Source organism: Gottfriedia sp. OAE603, from assembly GCF_040543965.1.
In the GTDB taxonomy this organism is placed as follows: domain Bacteria; phylum Bacillota; class Bacilli; order Bacillales; family Bacillaceae_G; genus Gottfriedia; species Gottfriedia solisilvae.
The window spans coordinates 3,492,998-3,513,094 of sequence record NZ_JBEUNN010000001.1 but is presented as its reverse complement, the minus strand read 5'-3'; the positions used below and the strand labels follow the sequence as shown (position 1 = coordinate 3,513,094).

At 32.9% G+C, this 20,097-nt stretch carries 16 protein-coding genes; 12 read left to right on the top strand and 4 right to left on the bottom strand.

The features are described 5' to 3' along the window. Window positions 1-27: 27 nt before the first annotated feature. From ABID96_RS17925 to ABID96_RS17885, 9 genes are all read left to right on the top strand, one after another. Complete coding sequence (locus ABID96_RS17925; RefSeq protein WP_192603940.1) at window positions 28-297, top strand: hypothetical protein; 270 nt, start codon at window positions 28-30, stop codon at window positions 295-297. 196 nt (window positions 298-493) lie between these two features. Continuing rightward, window positions 494-1,966, top strand: a complete 1,473-nt coding sequence (locus ABID96_RS17920; RefSeq protein WP_192603991.1) for a flavin monoamine oxidase family protein — start codon at window positions 494-496, stop codon at window positions 1,964-1,966. A gap of 276 nt (window positions 1,967-2,242) precedes the next feature. Beyond that, window positions 2,243-3,874, top strand: coding sequence for an N-acetylmuramoyl-L-alanine amidase family protein (locus tag ABID96_RS17915; RefSeq protein WP_192603941.1), 1,632 nt, complete (start codon window positions 2,243-2,245; stop codon window positions 3,872-3,874). Window positions 3,875-4,090: 216 nt separating this feature from the next. Continuing rightward, window positions 4,091-5,557, top strand: coding sequence for a DEAD/DEAH box helicase (locus ABID96_RS17910; protein WP_192603942.1), 1,467 nt, complete (start codon window positions 4,091-4,093; stop codon window positions 5,555-5,557). A gap of 124 nt (window positions 5,558-5,681) precedes the next feature. Continuing rightward, window positions 5,682-6,596: a glutaminase A gene (gene glsA / locus ABID96_RS17905; protein WP_192603992.1), complete on the top strand. Its 915-nt coding sequence runs from the start codon at window positions 5,682-5,684 to the stop codon at window positions 6,594-6,596. A 289-nt stretch (window positions 6,597-6,885) separates the two neighbouring features. Then, the gene (locus ABID96_RS17900) at window positions 6,886-7,635 is read left to right on the top strand and encodes a sulfite exporter TauE/SafE family protein (protein WP_192603943.1); all 750 of its coding nucleotides are present in this window, start codon (window positions 6,886-6,888) and stop codon (window positions 7,633-7,635) included. A gap of 179 nt (window positions 7,636-7,814) precedes the next feature. Beyond that, on the top strand, window positions 7,815-8,777 hold the full coding sequence (locus ABID96_RS17895; RefSeq protein WP_192603944.1) for a nucleoside hydrolase: 963 nt from the start codon (window positions 7,815-7,817) through the stop codon (window positions 8,775-8,777). Window positions 8,778-8,841: 64 nt separating this feature from the next. Beyond that, on the top strand, window positions 8,842-9,333 hold the full coding sequence (locus tag ABID96_RS17890) for a DinB family protein (protein ID WP_192603945.1): 492 nt from the start codon (window positions 8,842-8,844) through the stop codon (window positions 9,331-9,333). A 196-nt stretch (window positions 9,334-9,529) separates the two neighbouring features. Next, window positions 9,530-9,994: a methylated-DNA--[protein]-cysteine S-methyltransferase gene (locus tag ABID96_RS17885; protein ID WP_192603946.1), complete on the top strand. Its 465-nt coding sequence runs from the start codon at window positions 9,530-9,532 to the stop codon at window positions 9,992-9,994. 64 nt (window positions 9,995-10,058) lie between these two features. On the opposite strand, the gene ABID96_RS17880 is transcribed toward ABID96_RS17885, so the two are convergent. From ABID96_RS17880 to ABID96_RS17865, 4 genes are all read right to left on the bottom strand, one after another. Further along, window positions 10,059-11,219 (bottom strand): AI-2E family transporter, encoded by a 1,161-nt coding sequence (locus ABID96_RS17880; RefSeq protein WP_192603947.1) that lies wholly within the window; start codon window positions 11,217-11,219, stop codon window positions 10,059-10,061. 112 nt (window positions 11,220-11,331) lie between these two features. Further along, a complete protein-coding gene (locus ABID96_RS17875; RefSeq protein WP_192603948.1) occupies window positions 11,332-13,254 on the bottom strand; it encodes an LTA synthase family protein in 1,923 nt (640 codons plus the stop codon). Window positions 13,255-13,495: 241 nt separating this feature from the next. Beyond that, complete coding sequence (locus tag ABID96_RS17870) at window positions 13,496-15,376, bottom strand: vWA domain-containing protein (RefSeq protein WP_192603949.1); 1,881 nt, start codon at window positions 15,374-15,376, stop codon at window positions 13,496-13,498. A 15-nt stretch (window positions 15,377-15,391) separates the two neighbouring features. Then, window positions 15,392-16,285: an ATP-binding protein gene (locus ABID96_RS17865; protein WP_192603950.1), complete on the bottom strand. Its 894-nt coding sequence runs from the start codon at window positions 16,283-16,285 to the stop codon at window positions 15,392-15,394. Between the two features lie 417 nt (window positions 16,286-16,702). Here ABID96_RS17865 and pflB point away from each other — a divergent pair, with 417 nt between their 5' ends. From pflB to ABID96_RS17850, 3 genes are all read left to right on the top strand, one after another. Further along, entirely contained in the window at window positions 16,703-18,928 is a 2,226-nt protein-coding gene (pflB, locus tag ABID96_RS17860) for a formate C-acetyltransferase (RefSeq protein WP_192603951.1), read from the top strand. Between the two features lie 90 nt (window positions 18,929-19,018). Beyond that, the gene (pflA, locus tag ABID96_RS17855; RefSeq protein ID WP_192603952.1) at window positions 19,019-19,741 is read left to right on the top strand and encodes a pyruvate formate-lyase-activating protein; all 723 of its coding nucleotides are present in this window, start codon (window positions 19,019-19,021) and stop codon (window positions 19,739-19,741) included. 165 nt (window positions 19,742-19,906) lie between these two features. Continuing rightward, the gene (locus ABID96_RS17850; RefSeq protein WP_192603953.1) at window positions 19,907-20,095 is read left to right on the top strand and encodes a hypothetical protein; all 189 of its coding nucleotides are present in this window, start codon (window positions 19,907-19,909) and stop codon (window positions 20,093-20,095) included. Window positions 20,096-20,097: the final 2 nt, after the last annotated feature.

Below are 20,097 nucleotides of genomic sequence, written 5' to 3'. Positions count from 1 at the left end.
CCAAGTCCAAAAAAAGGAGATAAATATATGTGGCTAATCCTATTTGTATTAACGTATTTTATTCTATATTCTGGAGCTAAAAAAGAAATAAAAGCAAGCTCTGAATCATTAGCACTCCATATTTTTGGATATTATTTTTTAAGTGTTATTAACTTCTCAATCAATCAATTTCCAATACCACTTGGCTTTATTATTGCAATGTTTTTGGTCAATCGTTCTTCTGTAAACAATAAAGATGTAAAAAAAGTTGCTTGTTATGTCGGTTTGATTTTATGGTTTATTGGTATTTTTTTATAAGGTGATAAAATAGTAACCCTATGATTTCAGTATTGAAATCACAGGGTTTTATTTTTTATTTAATTTTTCATTCTTGCGATGATTAATTAATTAATTAATTAATTACCATTTGAATGATATTTCGAAAAGAATGGATTTATTCTAAATATTTTTAAATTGAATAAAAATAGATGGTAGATGATGAAAATTGAAAGGGATGATTCATATTAACCCTTTATATCTTTCAAATGATCAAATGCTCTCAATTATTCGAGATGGATTAATAAAAACAGCAGCTCCAAAGAATATAATGATTATTGGTGCTGGTATGGCAGGTTTGGTTGCAGGATCATTGCTAAAAGAAGCAGGCCACAAAATTACAATTATTGAGGCAAATGACCGAATTGGTGGAAGAATACTTACAAAAAGATATCCGTTTTTAAATAACCAGTACTTAGAATTAGGTGCAATGAGAATTCCTTCTATTCACCATTTAACGCTTGAATATATTCGTAAGTTTAAATTACCATTAAATGAATTTATCAATAGCACACCAAATGATCTGATCTATGTTAATAATGTCCTTACAACTTTAAAAGATTATATGCAAAATCCAGATATTTTAAATTTTCCTGTTGCTCCCAATGAAAAAGGTAAAACGGCTGAAGAATTATTACTACTTTCATTAGGTCCAGTATTAGAATTTATCAATCAAGATCCTGTTCGTAATTTAGAAATTGTGATTGAAAAGTATGATCAATATTCAATGGATTACTTTTTACGATATAATCCAGTTGGATTATCTTTATCTACAGGAGCTATTGATTTGATTAAAGCAATAATAGGTATAGAAGGGTTTCCAGAATTATCGTTTACATCAATTCTCATGGAAATTTATGTGCTATTTTCAAAGGATCTAAAATTATATGAAATTACTGGCGGAACTGATTTACTACCTAATGCGTTTTTACCACAATTAAAGAATGATATTATTTTACATCAAAAACTAACAAAAATTGTTCAAAATGAACAATATGTTACATTGTATACGGAGCACACTAAAACCTTAACAAAACATCGTGTTACTTGTGACTTAGTCATTTGTACAATACCTTTTACTGTTTTAAATTTCGTTGAAATCTACCCAATTGAATCCATTTCTTACGCTAAATGGAAAGCGATACGGGAGTTACATTATACAGATTCAGTGAAAACAGGATTACAGTTCAGGACGAGATTTTGGGAAAAATTAGGTTTTTTTGGTGGGAAAATTACAACGGATCTTCCAATTAAATTTTCTTATTTACCTAGTCACCAGATGGGAATGAATACAACGGGTATTGTTCTTGCAAGTTATACTTGGGGGGATGATGCATTTATATGGAATAGATTGTCTGAAAATCAACGAATAAGTGCCGCTTTAAATAATCTTGCAACGATATATGGCGATATTGTATATAAAGAATTTCTGATTGGTTCCTCAATTAGTTGGTCAAATAACCTGTATTCTGGAGGGGCTTTTGTAATATTTAAACCTGAGCAACAAAGGGATTTTGGTAAGGATATTGGTACACCTGAAGGTCGGATTCATTTCGCAGGAGAACACACTTCAAGTGCCACAGCATGGATACAAGGTGCAATCGAGTCAGGAATTCGCGTTGCGTTTGAAATTAATCAATCCTTAGGATAAAAACTCTGCCTTTTATTCATAGGTAGAGTTTTTTAATTCTATTAATCTCCATACTAAACTATTAGATTGAAGATGGAATAAATTAGTAGATATTCCTAATACCTTGTGACAGAAGTACTATTTTATAAAAGATTTTTAAATTTTAATAGTCAAGTATTACTTATATTTTTTTACAATTTTCGTTAAAATGTTGTACTTTTAGTCAAATTGTTACTTAATTGTTAATATATTAGATGTTATACTTATACAGAGAACTCAATAGTAAGGGGTTTAGTAATGAATAAAAAATCAACAAGAAAACTATCAAGTTTTGTACTAGCTACTTCAATCGCGGCTAGTAGTCTATTTATCTCATCTCCTCATGTAAATAAAAGTTATGCAGCTACTAATCAAGTTGGTCAAATCAATACCTCGACCGCAATTCCAGTTTTATTTACAGGAAATGTAACAGCGACAAAACTTAATGTTCGTACTAGTCCTGTTACTACAAGTAAAATTTTTGTAACACTTAGTAAGGGAGCAAAGGTATCAATAGTTGAAACAAGTGGTCCCTGGTATAAAATTAAGACAAGCCAGGGGTATGGTTGGGTTATGTCGAATTATGTAAATCAAGCCTCGGCACTACCAGTTTTATTTACAGGAAATGTAACAGCTACGAAGATTAATGTGAGAACTAGTCCAGAAAATACTAGTAAAATTTTTGTAACCCTTAGTAAAGGTGCAAAAGTATCAATCGTTGAGAAAAACAGTCTTTGGTACAAAATTAAAACTAGTAAGGGCTACGGATGGGTCATGTCAAAGTATGTGAGTCAGACAAATACAGAAGTATTACCTGTAATCGACACAGGTACAATTACAGCAACAAAAATTAACGTCAGAAAAGAGCCCAAAAATACTAGTAGTGTATTTGTTACTTTAAGTAAGGGTGGAAAAGTATCAATTGTTGAGAAAATCAACTTATGGTATAAAATCAAAACAAGCAAGGGTTACGGTTGGGTTATGTCAAGCTACGTTAAAACGACAAATTCAACAACACCACCAACAGAGGGTGGAGGCCCAACAACACCAACCATTCCAATTAAAGACAAGTTTGGTAAAGTAACTTCATCATCGTTAAATGTAAGAAAAGGTCCAGGTACCGAGTATGCAACGATTAAAGCAATATCGAGTGGTACAATTGTAGAGCTAAAAGGTGAAAACAATGGTTGGTATCAAATTGTTGTTGGAACAATTACTGGCTGGGTGAGTAAATCTTACATCAAAATAGTTGATCAGCAAGATGCGGAACTTGGGGACTTTACACTTGTAATTGATCCAGGACATGGAGGATCTGACCCTGGCACATCTTTTAAAACAAGTAGTGGTGTAACACTAAAAGAAAGTGTAATCGTTTTGAGTGTATCGAAATATTTAAAAACATATTTAAAGAACTTACCGATAAACTCTTACTTCACACGTGAGACAGATGTATACCCAACATTAACACAGCGTGTTTCTTTTGCAGAGTCTAAAAAAGCAGATGCATTTATTAGTATTCATATTAATTCAACTCCTTCACATACAGGTGATGGAACTGAGACATATTACTATGGAGAAGCTGCAGCAAAAGCAACAGCTGCAAGTAAAGAGAAACTACAAGATAGTATGGCATTTGCAGACTTCGTGCAAACAAGATTAGTTGAAAAGCTTAAGCTAGATGATCGTGGTACAAAAAGTGGTAATTTCCATGTTATACGCGAATCATCAATGGCTTCAATTTTGACAGAATTAGGTTTTGTTGATAATCCTAAAGATAATGTGAAGTTAGCTAGTGCATCATGGCAAAAAGAGGCAGCAAAAGGTATATATCTAGGTATTCTTGATTATTTAGCATACCAAGGTTATAACGTAGATTCATATTATCTATAAGAAAAAAACTCGTTCTATTATATTAGAACGAGTTTTTTTATCTTTACATTTTCATAGCTGGAATGGTTTGATTCTTAATTGTATAAAATAAATACAAAAATGAATTATAAAGCGGAATATGAATCGTTATGATACAATGAGAAAGCTTAAAATGAGAAAATGAATGTAAAAAATAATATAATGTATATAGATTAAAGAAAGCTAGGTAACCGATGAATGAGTAAATTTTCTAAGCTAGGTTTAAGTGAAGAATTAACGGAGTATTTAACAGAGCTAGGTATAAATGAGCCGACTCCAATTCAAGAACAGGCGATACCCATTGTATTTGAAGGAAAAGATTTAATTGGACAGGCTCAGACAGGAACTGGAAAAACTTTTGCATTTTTATTTCCGATATTAGAAAAAATAAATTTAGAGTTAGCACATACACAAGCACTAGTTGTAGCCCCAACAAGAGAATTAGCTATTCAAATTACTGCGGAAGCAAGAAGGATTGTAAGTGAAGATTTTGGTGTTTTAGCTGTTTATGGTGGACAAGATGTTGAACAGCAAGCAAGGAAGCTTAAAGGTGGAGCACATCTAATTATCGCAACCCCTGGGAGACTGTTGGATCATTTAAGAAGAGGAACTATAAACTTAAGTAAAATTGATTTCTTAGTGCTTGATGAAGCGGATCAAATGCTACATATTGGTTTTCTACATGAAGTAGAAGATATTATTAATCAAACACCAGCATCAAGACAGACTTTATTATTTTCAGCAACAATGCCAGAACAAATTCAATCGCTAGCTAAACGCTATATGAAAAAGCCTGAAATCATTCGTATTAAGGCAAAACGAATTACTTTGGATGAAATTGAGCAAGTTGTATATGAAACAACTGACCGTGGAAAGTTTAATGCATTACTAAAACAATTAAATGAAACAGAACCTTTTCTTGCTATCATTTTCTGTAGAACGAAGAGAAGAGCAAACAAATTAAATGAGCAGTTAAAAGGAAAAGGACTGTTATCAGAAGAACTTCATGGGGACTTAACACAAGGCAAACGTGAGAAAGTAATGAAACTATTTCGTGAAGCGAAAATTCAATATCTTGTTGCAACAGACGTAGCTGCAAGGGGAATTGATGTTGAAGGTGTAACTCACGTATTTAACTATGATATTCCAATGGATACTGAAAGCTATGTTCATCGTATCGGAAGAACTGGCCGAGCAGGCGAAACAGGAATTGCAATTACATTTATTACTCAAAAAGACTTTCATGAAATGAGATCGATAGAGAAAGAGCTAAATCTTCAAATCAAACATATAAATTTAGTTGATAAAGACGATTCAAGACAACGATCTGAGCGAATGAATCGTGAGGATAATCGAGCTCCTCGAACAGCAAAACTTCCAGGTAGAGAATCAAAATCGAAAACTAATGAATCTCAGAAGAAACGAACTGAAGAGTCAAAACAACCAGGAAACCGTACGAGAAATGAATCAAGAAGAGGGAAAAATGAACAGTCTTCTGATCAAACTCGCTCTAGAGCTACAGATTCAAAAAGAAAAAAAGATGTAACTGCAAAAAAGCAGTCTTTTTCAAAAACTAGTAATAGTAAACAAGATAGAACAAGTCAACAAAGAGATCAAAGGAATGGCCGTAGTAATAAAGCTAAGTCTAAAAGAGCACCTAGATAACTAGGTGTTTTTCTTCTTGATTGACATATGATAAGGAAGAATTGTAATGTTTTCATGATTATAAAGAAATTAGGGTGATCTAATGAGCCAAAATAAATTTGATGAAAAAAATGAAGTAAAACATATGGAAGAGTTAATGGTATTAATAGAAGACGCAAAAGAATTTATCCCATATGGCAAAGTTGCAAATTACATTCCTGCGCTTGCTAAAGCGAATAAAAAAGATTTAGCATTATCCGTATTTTTACCAGACGGACGACATTTTGAAGCTGGTAATACTACTACACGTTTTACTTTGCAAAGTATATCTAAAGTCATTTCACTAGCTTTAGTGTTAATGGATCGTGGGGAAGATTATGTATTTGAGCGTGTAGGAATGGAGCCAACGGGTGACCCATTTAATTCAATCGCTAAATTAGAGGTGCGTTCAGCGGGTAAACCTTTAAATCCAATGATCAATGCCGGTGCTCTTGCAGTAACAAGCATGATTAAAGGGCATAGCGTTAAAGACAGATTTAATCGTTTACTCGATTTTATGAGAGTATTAACAGATAACAAAGAGTTATCATACTCCAAAGAGGTAGCAATATCTGAGTTTGAAACGGCTCACTTAAATAGATCCCTGAGCTACTTTATGAAGGAGCACGGGATTATTACTGAAGATGTTGAGTTATTATTAGATTTATATACTAGACAATGTGCGATAGAAGTAAATTGTGTTGAATTGGCAAGAATCGGACTAATCTTTGCGTTAGATGGATATGATCCGGTTTCCAAGACACAAATTATGCCTGAAAAAATAGCGAAAATTTGTAATACATTTATGGTTACATGCGGAATGTATAATGCATCAGGTGCATTTGCTATAAAAGTAGGTATTCCAGCTAAAAGTGGCGTTTCTGGTGGCGTGCTGGGGGCGGTTCCGCGACGCTTTGGGATTGGCGTATATGGCCCATCACTTGATGAAATCGGGAATAGTATTGCTGGTATTAAATTATTAGAATTACTTGCGCAAAAGTATAATTTAAGTATTTTTTAAAAGCTGCTTACTTATAAGACAGTAGTTGATTACAACGGAAGGTGCGTGGCTCTTGTGGCAGATGGGAAGGACGAGCAACAGGATGTGAGTCATGCATGCGTTACGTTATGACAGGACGTCGTGGTATAGCATGCCCACCATTCTCTACCCACGCCCACGAAAAAGGAGCAATCTGGAGTTGTAATCAACTAACTCATACTTAAATAGCTTATAATATAGGATGTTTTTCCTTTCCCACTTACCATAGAAATTGTGTATAGTAATGGTAGAGAGAAAAGGGGATAGTTAAATGGAATATTTAAGTTTATTATTTTTTCTTGGTATCGGTGCAGCTATAGTAGGAACTTTAGCAGGTGGTGGAGGATTAATAACCTTGCCAATTATGATTTTTTTAGGAATTCCTATTCAGACGGGAATTGCTACTAATAAGTTTGCTTCAGGATTAGGATCATTCAGTAGTATACTTTATACAATTCGAAAAAAAGATTTCAAGTATTCTTTAATCGTTCAATTTATAATTGTTTCTATCATTGGTGGAGGAATTGGCGCTTATATTACAAGTATGTTAGATGAACATGTAATGAATATTGTCGCACTCGTTTTATTATCTGGGTCACTCTGGCTAACGTTCGCTAGTAAAAAGTGGAACTACGAAACTGTGAATAAAGAAAACTTTGAACATCAAACATTCGTAGATAAGAGTATTCAAACTGGAATTGGTATATATGATGGTGGTTTTGGACCGGGTTCATCTACCTTTGCAATTTTATATTTTATCAAAAAAGGATTTACTTATGTAAATGCAGTTCAATTGGCAAGAGTATTGAATTTTGGAAGCTGTTTATCAGCTTTCGTTATTTTTTATATGACTGGACATTTTCAGTGGAAAATTGCTATAACAATGGCAGCTGCATCCATCATCGGAAATCAAGTTGGTCTAAGGTTCGCAGAATACGTACCAATTAAACTTGCGAGGATTTTATTAATCTCAGTATCAGTATTATTGATTGTTCAAGTTAGTCTAAAGTTATTTGTGTAAAGGAAGCTTAGTTGCTTCCTTTTTTGTTGGAAAAATGAAGGTCAGTTCATTCTAAAAGAACAATGAAATACTGAGTTGAAAACGGATTTTTGTAATGAGGATCTGGATCAAAACATAAAGTAGTAGAGATTTATAAGAGAGGTAGAGATCATTTTTATATGAAGTTGGGAGGAAACTCTATGGTTAAACAAGTTCTCCTATTCACTGATTTAGGTATAGATGATGCATTTACAATGTTATATATCCTTTTTCGCAAAGATATACAACTAGTAGGGATTGTGGCCGATTATGGTAATGTAACTAGAGATAAGGCTGTATGGAACATCAATTATTTAAAGTATATTACTGGTAGACAAGAGATTCCTGTATTTCTTGGTGCATCAATCCCATTAACAGGAATTGGTGTGGAAACTTTTCCTGAGGTACATGGGGAAGCAGGATTAGGGCCAATCATTCCTCCAAAAATTAATTATCCTGTATATCCTATTAGTGAAATGTATCATATGAAAAATATTGATTTAGAAAACTTAACGATTATTAATCTAGGTAGACTCTCTTCTTTGGCAACAGCATTCGTATTAAATTTAGAAATAATGGAAAATGTGAAAGAATACATTTGCATGGGTGGTGCTTTCTTTTACCCTGGAAATGTGACTGCAGTAGCTGAAGCAAACTTTCATTTGGACCCTTATGCTGCTAATTTAATTGTACAATACGCAAAAAATTTAACGATTATTCCATTAAATGTAACTCAACATGCGATTGTTACGCCAGAAATGGTAAATCAAATTAATGATTTTCATCAAGTGACTCAGGATCCAGCAGGGTTGATTATTAAACCAATGTTAGATTATTACTATAATTTTTATTCAAAATCAAATCCAGGTATTGAAGGAAGTCCTATACATGACTTTTTAACAGTTTGGTATTTATTGCATCCAAATGCCGTAGGTCTGTCAAAAGTGCCTATAAAAGTAATTCCCGACCAAGGTGAAGGGTTTGGTCAAAGTATTGCAGATTTGCGAGCTACACCAGACCCAAAATATAAAACACATAGTGTCGCTTTTCAATTTGATTATGAATTATTTAAAAATGATATAATGAATACATTCTTAACGAATCGTTTTCTTCCTAGTAAATAATGTTTGATGACCTAAAAAAGTCGTCTACATTCACAATGAATCATTATTTTTTGAGAGGTGTAAAATGAATAAAAAAGAGTATCAATGGGTTAAACAAAATCGCAAGGTACTGCTAGATTTTTGTAGTAAAATAGAAGAAAATGATCTTATTCGAAGAATTGATGGATTTGGTTTTCAAAGTATGAAAGAAACATTAGTACACGTGGCAGATTGTTATCACGCATGGATTGGTTCTTTTATTCTACAAAAAACAACGAAACCTATTACGCCAAAGGAATTTGTCATTCATGTTAGTCTAAATGATATTAAGCTACGTTTTGATCAAGTAGATGCAACCTTAAATGAGTTTTTCGAAACATTCTCTGAACAAATGGATGTTCCGATTCAACAGTCAATTCCTTGGAGAGCTGCTACTGAAGTCATTTCTATGACGCCTCGAAAATTATTGATGCATACAATCACACATGAATATCATCATAAAGGACAAATTGTATCCATGGCACGTATGATGGGATATGAACCCCCTAACACAGATATTTTAGGATCCGATGATTAATTTAAATGAATTGAACTAAGTAATCTCATTATAGGTTCAATACGAAATAGAATGTAACAATTTAGAAGCATGATTCCTAATTTAGGGGAAGTAATGCTTTTTTATTTTCAATTAAGAAAGAGTACTTTCATGAAACTGATATAATATTTTTAACGAGTACAAGCTAAGCTTAGTTCATCAATATAAGGAGGCAAGTATGGAGTTAGAAACAGCTTATATAAATACACCACTAGGTATGATGAGAATAGTTGGAAATAATGAAGGAGTTGCATTTATTGATTTTTTGAAAGAAAACGAAGTGATACCTAATAAGGGAGTGCCTTCTAGTTTAATAGATGCAGCAAATGAAATGAATGAATATTTTAATGGAAAGCGAAAAGAATTTACGATACGCTCTTTAGTAAAAGGGACTGTATTTCAAGAAAAGGTATGGAGTGAATTATTAAAGATACAATATGGCGAAACTGCTTCGTATGCTGATATTGCAAATCGAATTGGAAATCCAAAGGCAGTTAGAGCGGTTGCCAACGCAAATGCTAGGAATCCATTGAGTATAGTCGTGCCTTGTCATCGTATTATTGGATCCAATGGTAAATTAACAGGATATGCTGGTGGATTATGGAGAAAAGAGTGGCTGCTGAGCAGAGAGAAGAATAATTAGAAGTGATAAAAAAGCCGGTAACGCTGTATTTTAAATACATAGTTACCGGCTTTTTTTGCTCAAATTAATCTTTTTTATTTAGTTCAGGATCATCATTGTTTATATTAATCTCAATGTTTGTTTCAATCTCATCATCTATTATTTTATCAGCAAATTTAGCTTTTTTTCTTAAACGGATAATCCTTGAAATATTGACGACGACTACTTTACAGATTGCATATGTTGGTACAGCAAGAATCATACCCATTACGCCAGCAAAATTGCCTGCAAATAATAATAAAAGAATGATTGTAAGAGGGTGGATATTTAGTTTTTTGCCCATGATATAAGGCGAGATTAAGTTTGAGTCAATTTGTTGAACGATTAATATAATCAGTACAACAAGCAAAGCTAATTTTGGTGAAATAAGAGCGGCAATAATAACAGCAGGAGCTCCACCGATAAATGGTCCAAAATAAGGAATAATATTTGTGATTGCTGCGACTAAGCCTAAAATTAAAGCATTTTGTAAACCGATAATACTATATCCGATAAATGTACCAATTCCTACAAATATACAAACTAGCGTTTGCCCCTGAATATAAGAAGCTAGTGTTTCACTTGTTTCTTTCGCTATATGTATTGCTTCATTTCGTAAACTTGGTGGTAAAAAGCGAGACATAGCTTTAGGGAACTTGTGTCCATCTTTAAACATGTAAAATAAAATGAATGGAACTGTTAAGATAATTAAAGTTACATTACTTAATACACTAAAAATGGCTCCGATTCCACCTGTAATCCCACCAATAAAGACAACAGCATAATCTGCAATCTTTTGTTCTACATCTTTAATCTCGACGTAATTTTGGCTTCCTAACCAGTCTTCTAATAGTCCAAGTTGATTTGTTGTTTGATCCACAATTCTTGGCATTTTATTTACCAAATCTTTAAACTGTTCCATTAAAGTCGGGAATACATTAACAGTAGATATGACTGCAATTAAAATCAATGCGACATATAAAATGATAATACCAATCGATCTCGGAATTTTTTTTCGCTCTAAGAAATCTATAATTGGAGCGAATAAGAAGTAAAGAAAGACTGAAACAAGTATTGGCGCGAACAATGTACTAATTAAGATAGCGATTGGTTGGAATAAGAAGGTTATTTTCGTTCCAACAAATAATACTAAAAATAACAATAGTAATTCAATCGTCCAAAATAATAATTTTGAATTTCTAAACAATGTAAAGTCCTCCTTTTCGAAAATTTATATAAAGTGCAAATATATATAATATTTTAAATGTCCTATATAACTACCATATTATAACAAAAAGAGATGCTTGTAAAAGCACCTCTTACTCATTTGGTTCTGTAATTGTTTTCATTGTACCAGTTTTATATTTGTTATTGGTATAGAATCTGAATAAGTCACCATATACAATGTTATCAGATAGCGTTAATTCTTTTTTCGCTTTGTCGATTAATTGTTTAGACTCTTGTTCCTCAACTTCAACTTTTTCACCAGTAAATCGATCGTAGAAGGTAGTAGACCCAGCTACATAATAATATTTACTTGTTACGAAGCTACCATCTCTGAAAACTGTAAATTCAGGATGATTTGGACTAAATAAGTCTTTTCCGAATTCAATATCAGTTTTAGTATCGACCCCTAGTAGATGTAGAATAGTAGGTTTTACGTCGATTTGGCCAGCAATTTTTGAAATTGTTTTACCAGTTTCTTGTTTTGGTAAATGAATAATTAATGGCGTACGTTGTAAGTCCATGTGATCATAAGGAGTGATCTCTTCTTTACCAAGGAATTGAGCCATTGCTCTATTATGATTCTCTGATATACCGTAATGGTCACCATACATGACAATAATTGTATTATCGTATAGACCCGAAGATTTTAATCCATCAATAAAATGTTTAATTGATTCATCCATATATCGAACCGTCGTTACGTAGCGATCTAATGTTTCGTCACCAGAGTTGAATTGATCAATATATTGATCTTCAGGATCTAGTGTAAACGGATAATGATTAGACAATGTTAAAAAGCGAGAGTAAAACGGTTGCTTTAATTGATTTAATAAAGGTAATGATTGTTGGAAGAAATCCTCATCCTTCAATCCCCAGTTAACAGAATTTTCATCATTAATATCGTAATCTACTTCATTAAAGTAACGATCATAACCTAGAGTAGGGTACATTACATTTCGATTCCAGAAACTTTTATTATTTGCATGGAATACTGCTGAATAATAACCTTTATCCTTTAATAATTCTGGAGTGCCCATAAACTCATTATTAGCATGAGTGAAGTAAACAGCACCACGATCTAAAGGATATAAAGAATTATCAATGATAAATTCAGCATCGGATGTTTTACCTTGACCTGTTTGGTGATAGAAGTGGTCAAAATAATAACTTTCTTTAATGTATTGATTTAAAAACGGTGTGATTTCTTTACCATTTACTTTTGCACCAATTGTAAAGGTTTGCATTGATTCAAGAGAAATAACAATTACGTTTTTACCTTGATATTTTCCGAAAAGTTTGGCATTTGTTTTTACACCATTAGTATTTACATAGTTTTCAATCTCAGTTAATTTACTACTATCAGCAAAAGCCTTTTGTGTAGAGGTTTTTGTCTGAAGTGATAAGTCATAACCTTGATAAACATATAATCCTAGGTTTTTTACAAGCATTTCACGGTCAAAAGAACGTGTAAGTAATTCAGGTCGTTCCATTTCTGCTAAACCTAAGTTAACAACTGCAACAGCGACAGTGACTAAAAAGTAAGCTGATTTCATAAAAGCCGGAACGCGACCAGTATTTGAAAGTTTTGGATATTTTTTTAATAAGATATAAAGGATGACGATATCGGCAAACATAAAGAAAATTTTAAAACTCGCTAATTCCTTTACACTTGAACCTAAGTCTCCCATATTACTTGTTTGAAATAGCACAGGCAATGTTACAAAATCATTAAAGAATCCATAGAACAGTACATTACCACATAAAATAGCAGTTAGTACAAAATTGATGAAAAGAGCAATTGTATTACGTTTATTGCCTTTAAAGAATAGTGCAAACCCTACTAAAAATAGTGAGGATGCTAATGGACTAATAAATAATATTACATTTTGGAAAATAGTATCAATCTTTAAATCAAATCCAATAAGAGTAACTAAATACGTTTTTAGCCAAACTACTAATGCAACTAGTAATACGAAACGTACACGTGAAAATGTTGCCTTTAATGAAGTAGGCATCTTATAATCCCCCTTAAATACAAAACAAACTAGCAGTCATACACTAGCTTTTATTAAAAATATGCTTCTCTCTAAGTCGTCAAAATTTATCGTACTCCCTTTAAAATCAAAAATCAATAGCTAAGTACGTTTTTACATTGTAAATCCGTTCGACAAAGTATTTAAATATTCCCAAAAAATGAAAGAAATAGGCAATTAAAAATCAAATGCCTATTTCTTCTTCATTTTATGGACAACTTATTTAATCTATGCTTCTTAATAATAATTTTTTTAATAAAGGCTTTAATTGAAGTCTTAAATCCTCCGTACCAGAAGCAATTAAATAGTGATGTTGATATATATTTTTCATTAATTGTACTGTTTCATCTTGATGTTCATCTTCTTCAATAAATGTCCCAATTACTTCAATTCCTAATTTTCTAGCTTGTTTTACAGCTTCATGGGTATCGATAATTCCATCTTGGAAGTAGTCTAATGCAGAAGGTTCACCATCTGTAAAAACTAGTAAAAACTTATGCTTCTCAGGTCTTTTAGCTAATTCCTCTGAAACGATTCGAATCATTAATCCATCCCGATTATCCTCTTCCTCATGTAACTGCATGATATTTGGTCCTGATGAAGGGTATAGTGAGTGTGAAAATGGTATAACCTGATGCAGTATATTTGGTTTATTTTCTTTTGATGCATTTGATGCATCTTCCCAAAATCCACTTATACTGTGTGAAATCTTTAATTGCTTTAGAGTTTCATGGAATAGAATGACACTTTTTTTGACTTCATCCATCTTATTAAACATTGATCCTGAACAATCAACTAATAGATAAAAGACAGCATCTAATTCTTTTGACTCAGTTTGTTTTTTATAAAACATTTTTGGTTTATCTTCAGTAAATAATTTGATCCATTTTTTATTTAGACGACCGTAGTACTTATCAGAGGGAGCATTTTGCTTGTTTTCTAATGACTTTTCAATTGTCTTACGCAACTCTTTGACATCTTTTGACACAATTGCAGATAAAGTGGAATATTGTTTCTTTTCATCAATTGTTTGCTGTTTTGGTGAAATATATTGGATTGAAACATTACTATTATATTTACCAAATGGGTTTTGGTGACTATTGTTAGATGAATTTGCTGTTTCAGTTGCATCTGTTTGCTTCGAGTCCCTGTGATCACCTTGCTTGGATGAGCCAAATGCATTTCCAATTGCTTGATCTTGGCTTTCTTGCTCCCTAGCAAAGTTTGCTTTTATGGCTGTTTTTGTTCCACTCTCAACTTCGAATCGTAAAAAGTTATCATCATTTTCATTATTTTTACTTTCTCTATGCCAAGTTGATAATTTTTCGTCTTCACTATTTCGTTCTTCAAGTCCTTCTTGTTCGTCATCATTTTGTAATTCCTTTGCCTTACTGTTACATGATGTCGTATCTGCTAACTTATTTAATGGAAGAAAACCAAAATACGTATGAATCATATCTTGCTTATATATAGGAAGTAATCTCTGCTGGACTTGAAATATAATGGAAGAAATATCACTCGTTTTTTTAGCTTCGAACGTTTGGAATAAGAGTGGTAGAACTTCTTCTAATTGTTCATTTGTTTGATATGTTAACTGTGTTGAAGTTAACGATAAATAGATTAAACAATATAATTGATCAAGCTGAAAATTACGCATTTCATTTGCTTTAAATTGAGATTGGAAATAGTGTCTATATATATTTTTACGGGTAGAAAATAATTGTCTTGTTCCTGGTCTTTGACGAACAATAATTTCTTCTAACCGAATATCTTCAAGGAGCACGTAAAGTTGTGTAAAAAAGCTTTTTAAATGAGTCTCGTGTAACTCCTTTAACGTATCTTTAAACTCTTTAAAATCAGTATGATGTTTGTTTCCTAATGCTTTTAAATACACATCAGACTTTAATCCGTTTAGTTGGGTTAGATGTTCTTGATTGTCCCAAAAATGACTCACAGTAAACTTTTGTTCTTCGTCGTCAAAATATGCTTGGAAATCAAATTCCAAAAAAGCATGAGGATCTTTAGAAAGAGAAATCGATAAATTTTCCATTTGTAAAAAGGTGGAAGCATCTATTTTTTTATTATTAAATACTACATGTTTCATCTGATTTCACTCATTTCAAGAAAGAAAATAACTTTCTGCTAGTTCACGTACAGTTTCTCGTTCAATATCGTCACTAAGCTTAGCGATAATTGTACGTTCAATCGCTCTTAGAACAGGGATATGGACTGATAAATCACATGCGTCAAGTATTCCTCTGATACTTGCTGCGTCTTCACTAATTCTTCCTTCAGAAGCAAGCGGGATTAAATCACTTGAGAAGCTCGTAAATTTATTTAATAGATCCATGTCTTGCAATTCAGATTCTTCCTTAAGAAGATGAAGTAAAGATTCTCCGTTAATATATGGCACATCAATAATGACAAAACGATTTTTTAACGCCTCGTTTAATTCACTTGTCCCAACATATCCTTCATTAATTGCTGCAATAACGCGGAAGTTTTCATCGCCTTTTACTACTTCTTGTGTAAATGGATTAGTAATCATTTTACGGTAATCTAAAGCACCATGTAGTAGAGGTAAAGTTTCAGGTTTTGCCATATTAATTTCATCTATATATAACATATGTCCTTTTTTCATTGCTTTCATTAGTGGACCGTCAATAAAGATAACTTCAGATCCGTTTGGTGTAGAAGTAATCGTATTGTAACCAACGATACCTTCTAAATCTAAATCAATTGAACAATTTATACTGTGCATTGGTTGATAAAGTAATTTTGAAAGTGTTTCTGCTAAGACTGTTTTTCCACTTCCAGTAGGCCCTTTTAATAAAATATTTTTGCCAAGTAATAGTGCAGTAATTGCATCTTCTAAAATTGTAGAGTCTTGGGATACATATTGTTTTGTACCAATTAGTAATTGCTCATCTTGTAATACTTTTTGTAGTTGATTTTTATATATAGTATTTAATTTCTCGTTAATTGAATTAGAAAGATTGATTTGTGTATTCATAAATACTCCTTTATATTTAAAGACACTGTTAAAGAAGGATGTTGACTTCCTCAAAATGTTCTCTACTTTCAGTTATTTTATACTAACCATATTATTATCACATATTTTGTTTGTGAATGTCTTGTCTATGGAAGAGAGGGTTATTTTATAATACAGATTATATGTTTTGAGTATAACAGTTTAGGTAAGAACTTTAAAGTTTTGGAGAATGAATTAAATAAGGTAATTCTTAGTAAAAACGATTGGAGCAGAATAAATCTTTTCGTATAAGGTGTTTCGAATAAACTTGCTCAATATTTCACAATATATACAAAATCTATGTGATAGCAAATTAACATCATATGGTAAATTAAGTGTGTAATCTGTTATACACATTGAGAGCTTTCTGTATTAATTCGACTGAGGAGGAGTAAAGCGATGAATCAATGGAGACATTTTGAAAGTGGGCGTTGGGAAAAATCGATTGACGTAAGGAACTTTATTCAATTAAACATTAAACCCTATATAGGAGATGAGACATTTTTAGCTGGTCCAACGCACGCAACAAAAGAGCTGTGGGATCAGGTACTACAATTATCAAAAGAAGAGCGCCAAAAGGGTGGAGTTTTAGATATGGATACGAAAATTGTATCAACTATTACTTCGCATGGGCCAGGCTACTTAAATAAGGAGTTAGAAAAAATTGTAGGAGTTCAAACAGATGAACCATTTAAACGATCTCTACAACCATTTGGGGGAATTCGAATGGCAGAAGCAGCTTGTGAATCCTATGGTTATAAAGTTGATGATGAAATAAGTAAAATATTTACTGAATATCGAAAAACACATAATCAGGGTGTATTTGATGTGTACACGAATGAAATGAAAGCGGCACGTCGTTCAGGGGTTATTACTGGCTTACCAGATGCCTATGGTAGAGGCAGAATAATAGGAGACTATCGTAGAGTTGCATTATATGGAATAGATAGATTAATAGCTGATAAGACGAATGCTTTGAATATGACGAGTAGTGTCATGTCTGAAGAATTATTAAGAGAACGTGAAGAAGTAAATGAGCAAATCCGAGCTTTGAAAGAATTAAAACAAATGGCTGCAAAACACGGATTTGATATTTCAGAACCAGCTTCAAATGCAATTGAAGCATTTCAATGGTTATATTTCGGCTACTTAGCAGCAATTAAAGAACAAAACGGTGCCGCGATGAGTCTAGGTAGGGTTTCTTCATTCTTAGATATTTACATAGAAAGAGATATGGAGGAGAACAGTTTAACTGAAATCGAAGCTCAGGAATTAGTAGACCATTTTGTTATGAAATTACGATTAGTAAAGTTTGCTAGAACACCAGATTATAATGAATTATTTTCTGGAGACCCAACATGGGTAACGGAATCGATTGGTGGAGTTGGCATTAATGGCCGCCCACTGGTAACTAAAAATTCATTCCGTTTCTTAAATACATTGGATAATCTTGGTCCAGCACCAGAGCCGAATTTAACAGTACTTTGGTCAACGAACTTGCCTGTTGGATTTAAACAATATTGTGCAAAGATGTCTATAAAAACAAGCTCAATTCAGTATGAAAATGATGATATTATGCGACCAGAATATGGAGATGACTATGGAATAGCCTGTTGTGTTTCAGCAATGACGATTGGGAAGCAGATGCAGTTCTTTGGTGCTCGAGCAAATTTAGCCAAAGCATTATTATATGCCATTAATGGAGGTTTAGATGAGAAATTAAAAGTCCAAGTTGGGCCAGCTTACGCCCCTGTTTCTACAGCGTATCTTGACTACGATGAAGTAAAATCTAAGTTTGATATTGTATTAGATTGGTTAGCAGGCTTATATGTAAATACATTAAATTGTATTCACTATATGCACGATAAATATAGTTACGAACGTATTGAAATGGCTTTACATGACTTAGGCGTAAAAAGAACGATGGCAACGGGTATTGCTGGCTTATCAGTTTGTGCAGATTCATTATCTGCTATTAAACACTCAAAAGTTAAAACGATTCGTGATGAAAATGGGATCGTTGTGGATTTTGAAATTGAGGGGGACTACCCTAAATATGGAAACAATGATGATCGCGTTGATGACATTGCGGTTGAATTAGTAGAAAGCTTTATGGCAAAAGTGAGAAAACACAAGACGTATCGCAATGCAGTTCATACAACTTCAGTCTTAACGATTACTTCTAATGTTGTTTATGGCAAGAAAACAGGAAACACACCTGATGGTCGTAGAGCAGGTGAACCATTCGCTCCAGGTGCAAATCCCCTACATGGCCGAGATACAAAAGGTGCATTAGCATCGTTAAGCTCAGTTGCAAAGTTACCTTATGAAGATTCACAAGATGGAATTTCAAATACATTTTCAATTGTACCAAATGCTTTAGGAAAAGAAGAAAGTACAAGAATCCTCAACTTAGTAGCCATGCTAGATGGATACACAGAAAAGGGTGGACACCATCTCAATGTCAACGTATTCAATCGAGAAACACTCCTTGACGCAATGGAACATCCAGAAGAATATCCACAACTAACAATCAGAGTATCTGGATACGCAGTTAACTTCATAAAATTAACCAGAGAACAACAAATCGACGTCATCAACCGAACATTCCATGACAGTATGTGAAATAGAAAAGTGGAGGCTACTGTTCAGCTCCGACAAGCATAATACAAGATAAAGTAAAGACTTAAAGATCCAAAAGAGGTGAATGGTTAAATGGTGGGAAACATCCATTCAATAGAAACCTGTGGAACAGTTGATGGACCTGGAATTCGTTATGTTGTTTTTACGCAAGGTTGTTTATTAAGATGTCAGTATTGTCATAATGCAGATACATGGAATATTGGTGAGGGTAAGGCTGTATCTGTTGAAGAGTTAATGAAGGATGTAAAATCGTATATTCCCTTCATGAAAGCATCGGGTGGAGGGATTACAATCAGTGGCGGAGAGCCATTATTGCAACTTGATTTTCTTTTAGAGTTACTTAAAGAATGTAAAAAAGCAAAAATTCATACAACGATTGATACATCAGGTGGTTGCTTTAGTTTTGATCGTTCATTTCTTGATCCATTAGATGAAGTATTGAAATATACTGACCTAGTATTGTTAGATTTAAAACATTTTGATTCAAAAAAACACATTAAATTAACGGGTAAACCTAATGAACAGATTAAACAATTTGCTTTATATCTAAATGAGAAAAAAGTTCCAATATGGATTAGACATGTACTTGTTCCAGGTATTACGGATACTCCTGAGGATTTACAAAATCTAGGAAGCTTTATTAAAACACTAAATCATGTCGAGAAAATTGAAGTACTACCGTATCATCGATTAGGCGTTTATAAATGGAAGGCTTTAGGACTGAAATATCCATTGGAAGAAATTCAGACACCTTCGGAGGAAACTGTAAAATTAGCATATAAATTATTATCATAAAGAATGTCATAACTGAAATAGTTTGAGATAGCTAATCTTAATGATTAGCTTTTTCTTTTTATATAGGTAATCGACTACTATTTATTCACACCCCTTGAATATACTGATGGAAATACTTATTCAGTTTTTATCGTATATGAATAATTCGAAAAAAGGGTGAATTGGGTGAATGAATATCGAGTTTCTTGGTATATTTTAATCGATGAAAAAGGTGGAATAGAGGGACGCTCTTTACTTAGAGGAGATCCAGATCATTTTGATGTTGTACTAGCTACTTTTAAAGAGAAGTTAAGTAAAGAATATAACGTTAGACAATCCTCGATCTTTATATTAGATACAGTAGAAATGAATTAGTT

What these genes read in the sequence shown, in the direction of transcription:
- ABID96_RS17925 (WP_192603940.1), top strand. Translation starts at nt 28, where the DNA reads ATGTGGCTAATCCTATTTGTATTAACGTATTTTATTCTATATTCTGGA.
- ABID96_RS17920 (WP_192603991.1), top strand. Translation starts at nt 494, where the DNA reads ATGATTCATATTAACCCTTTATATCTTTCAAATGATCAAATGCTCTCA.
- ABID96_RS17915 (WP_192603941.1), top strand. Translation starts at nt 2,243, where the DNA reads ATGAATAAAAAATCAACAAGAAAACTATCAAGTTTTGTACTAGCTACT.
- ABID96_RS17910 (WP_192603942.1), top strand. Translation starts at nt 4,091, where the DNA reads ATGAGTAAATTTTCTAAGCTAGGTTTAAGTGAAGAATTAACGGAGTAT.
- glsA (WP_192603992.1), top strand. Translation starts at nt 5,682, where the DNA reads ATGGAAGAGTTAATGGTATTAATAGAAGACGCAAAAGAATTTATCCCA.
- ABID96_RS17900 (WP_192603943.1), top strand. Translation starts at nt 6,886, where the DNA reads ATGGAATATTTAAGTTTATTATTTTTTCTTGGTATCGGTGCAGCTATA.
- ABID96_RS17895 (WP_192603944.1), top strand. Translation starts at nt 7,815, where the DNA reads ATGGTTAAACAAGTTCTCCTATTCACTGATTTAGGTATAGATGATGCA.
- ABID96_RS17890 (WP_192603945.1), top strand. Translation starts at nt 8,842, where the DNA reads ATGAATAAAAAAGAGTATCAATGGGTTAAACAAAATCGCAAGGTACTG.
- ABID96_RS17885 (WP_192603946.1), top strand. Translation starts at nt 9,530, where the DNA reads ATGGAGTTAGAAACAGCTTATATAAATACACCACTAGGTATGATGAGA.
- ABID96_RS17875 (WP_192603948.1), bottom strand. Translation starts at nt 13,254, where the DNA reads ATGCCTACTTCATTAAAGGCAACATTTTCACGTGTACGTTTCGTATTA.
- ABID96_RS17870 (WP_192603949.1), bottom strand. Translation starts at nt 15,376, where the DNA reads ATGAAACATGTAGTATTTAATAATAAAAAAATAGATGCTTCCACCTTT.
- ABID96_RS17865 (WP_192603950.1), bottom strand. Translation starts at nt 16,285, where the DNA reads ATGAATACACAAATCAATCTTTCTAATTCAATTAACGAGAAATTAAAT.
- pflB (WP_192603951.1), top strand. Translation starts at nt 16,703, where the DNA reads ATGAATCAATGGAGACATTTTGAAAGTGGGCGTTGGGAAAAATCGATT.
- pflA (WP_192603952.1), top strand. Translation starts at nt 19,019, where the DNA reads ATGGTGGGAAACATCCATTCAATAGAAACCTGTGGAACAGTTGATGGA.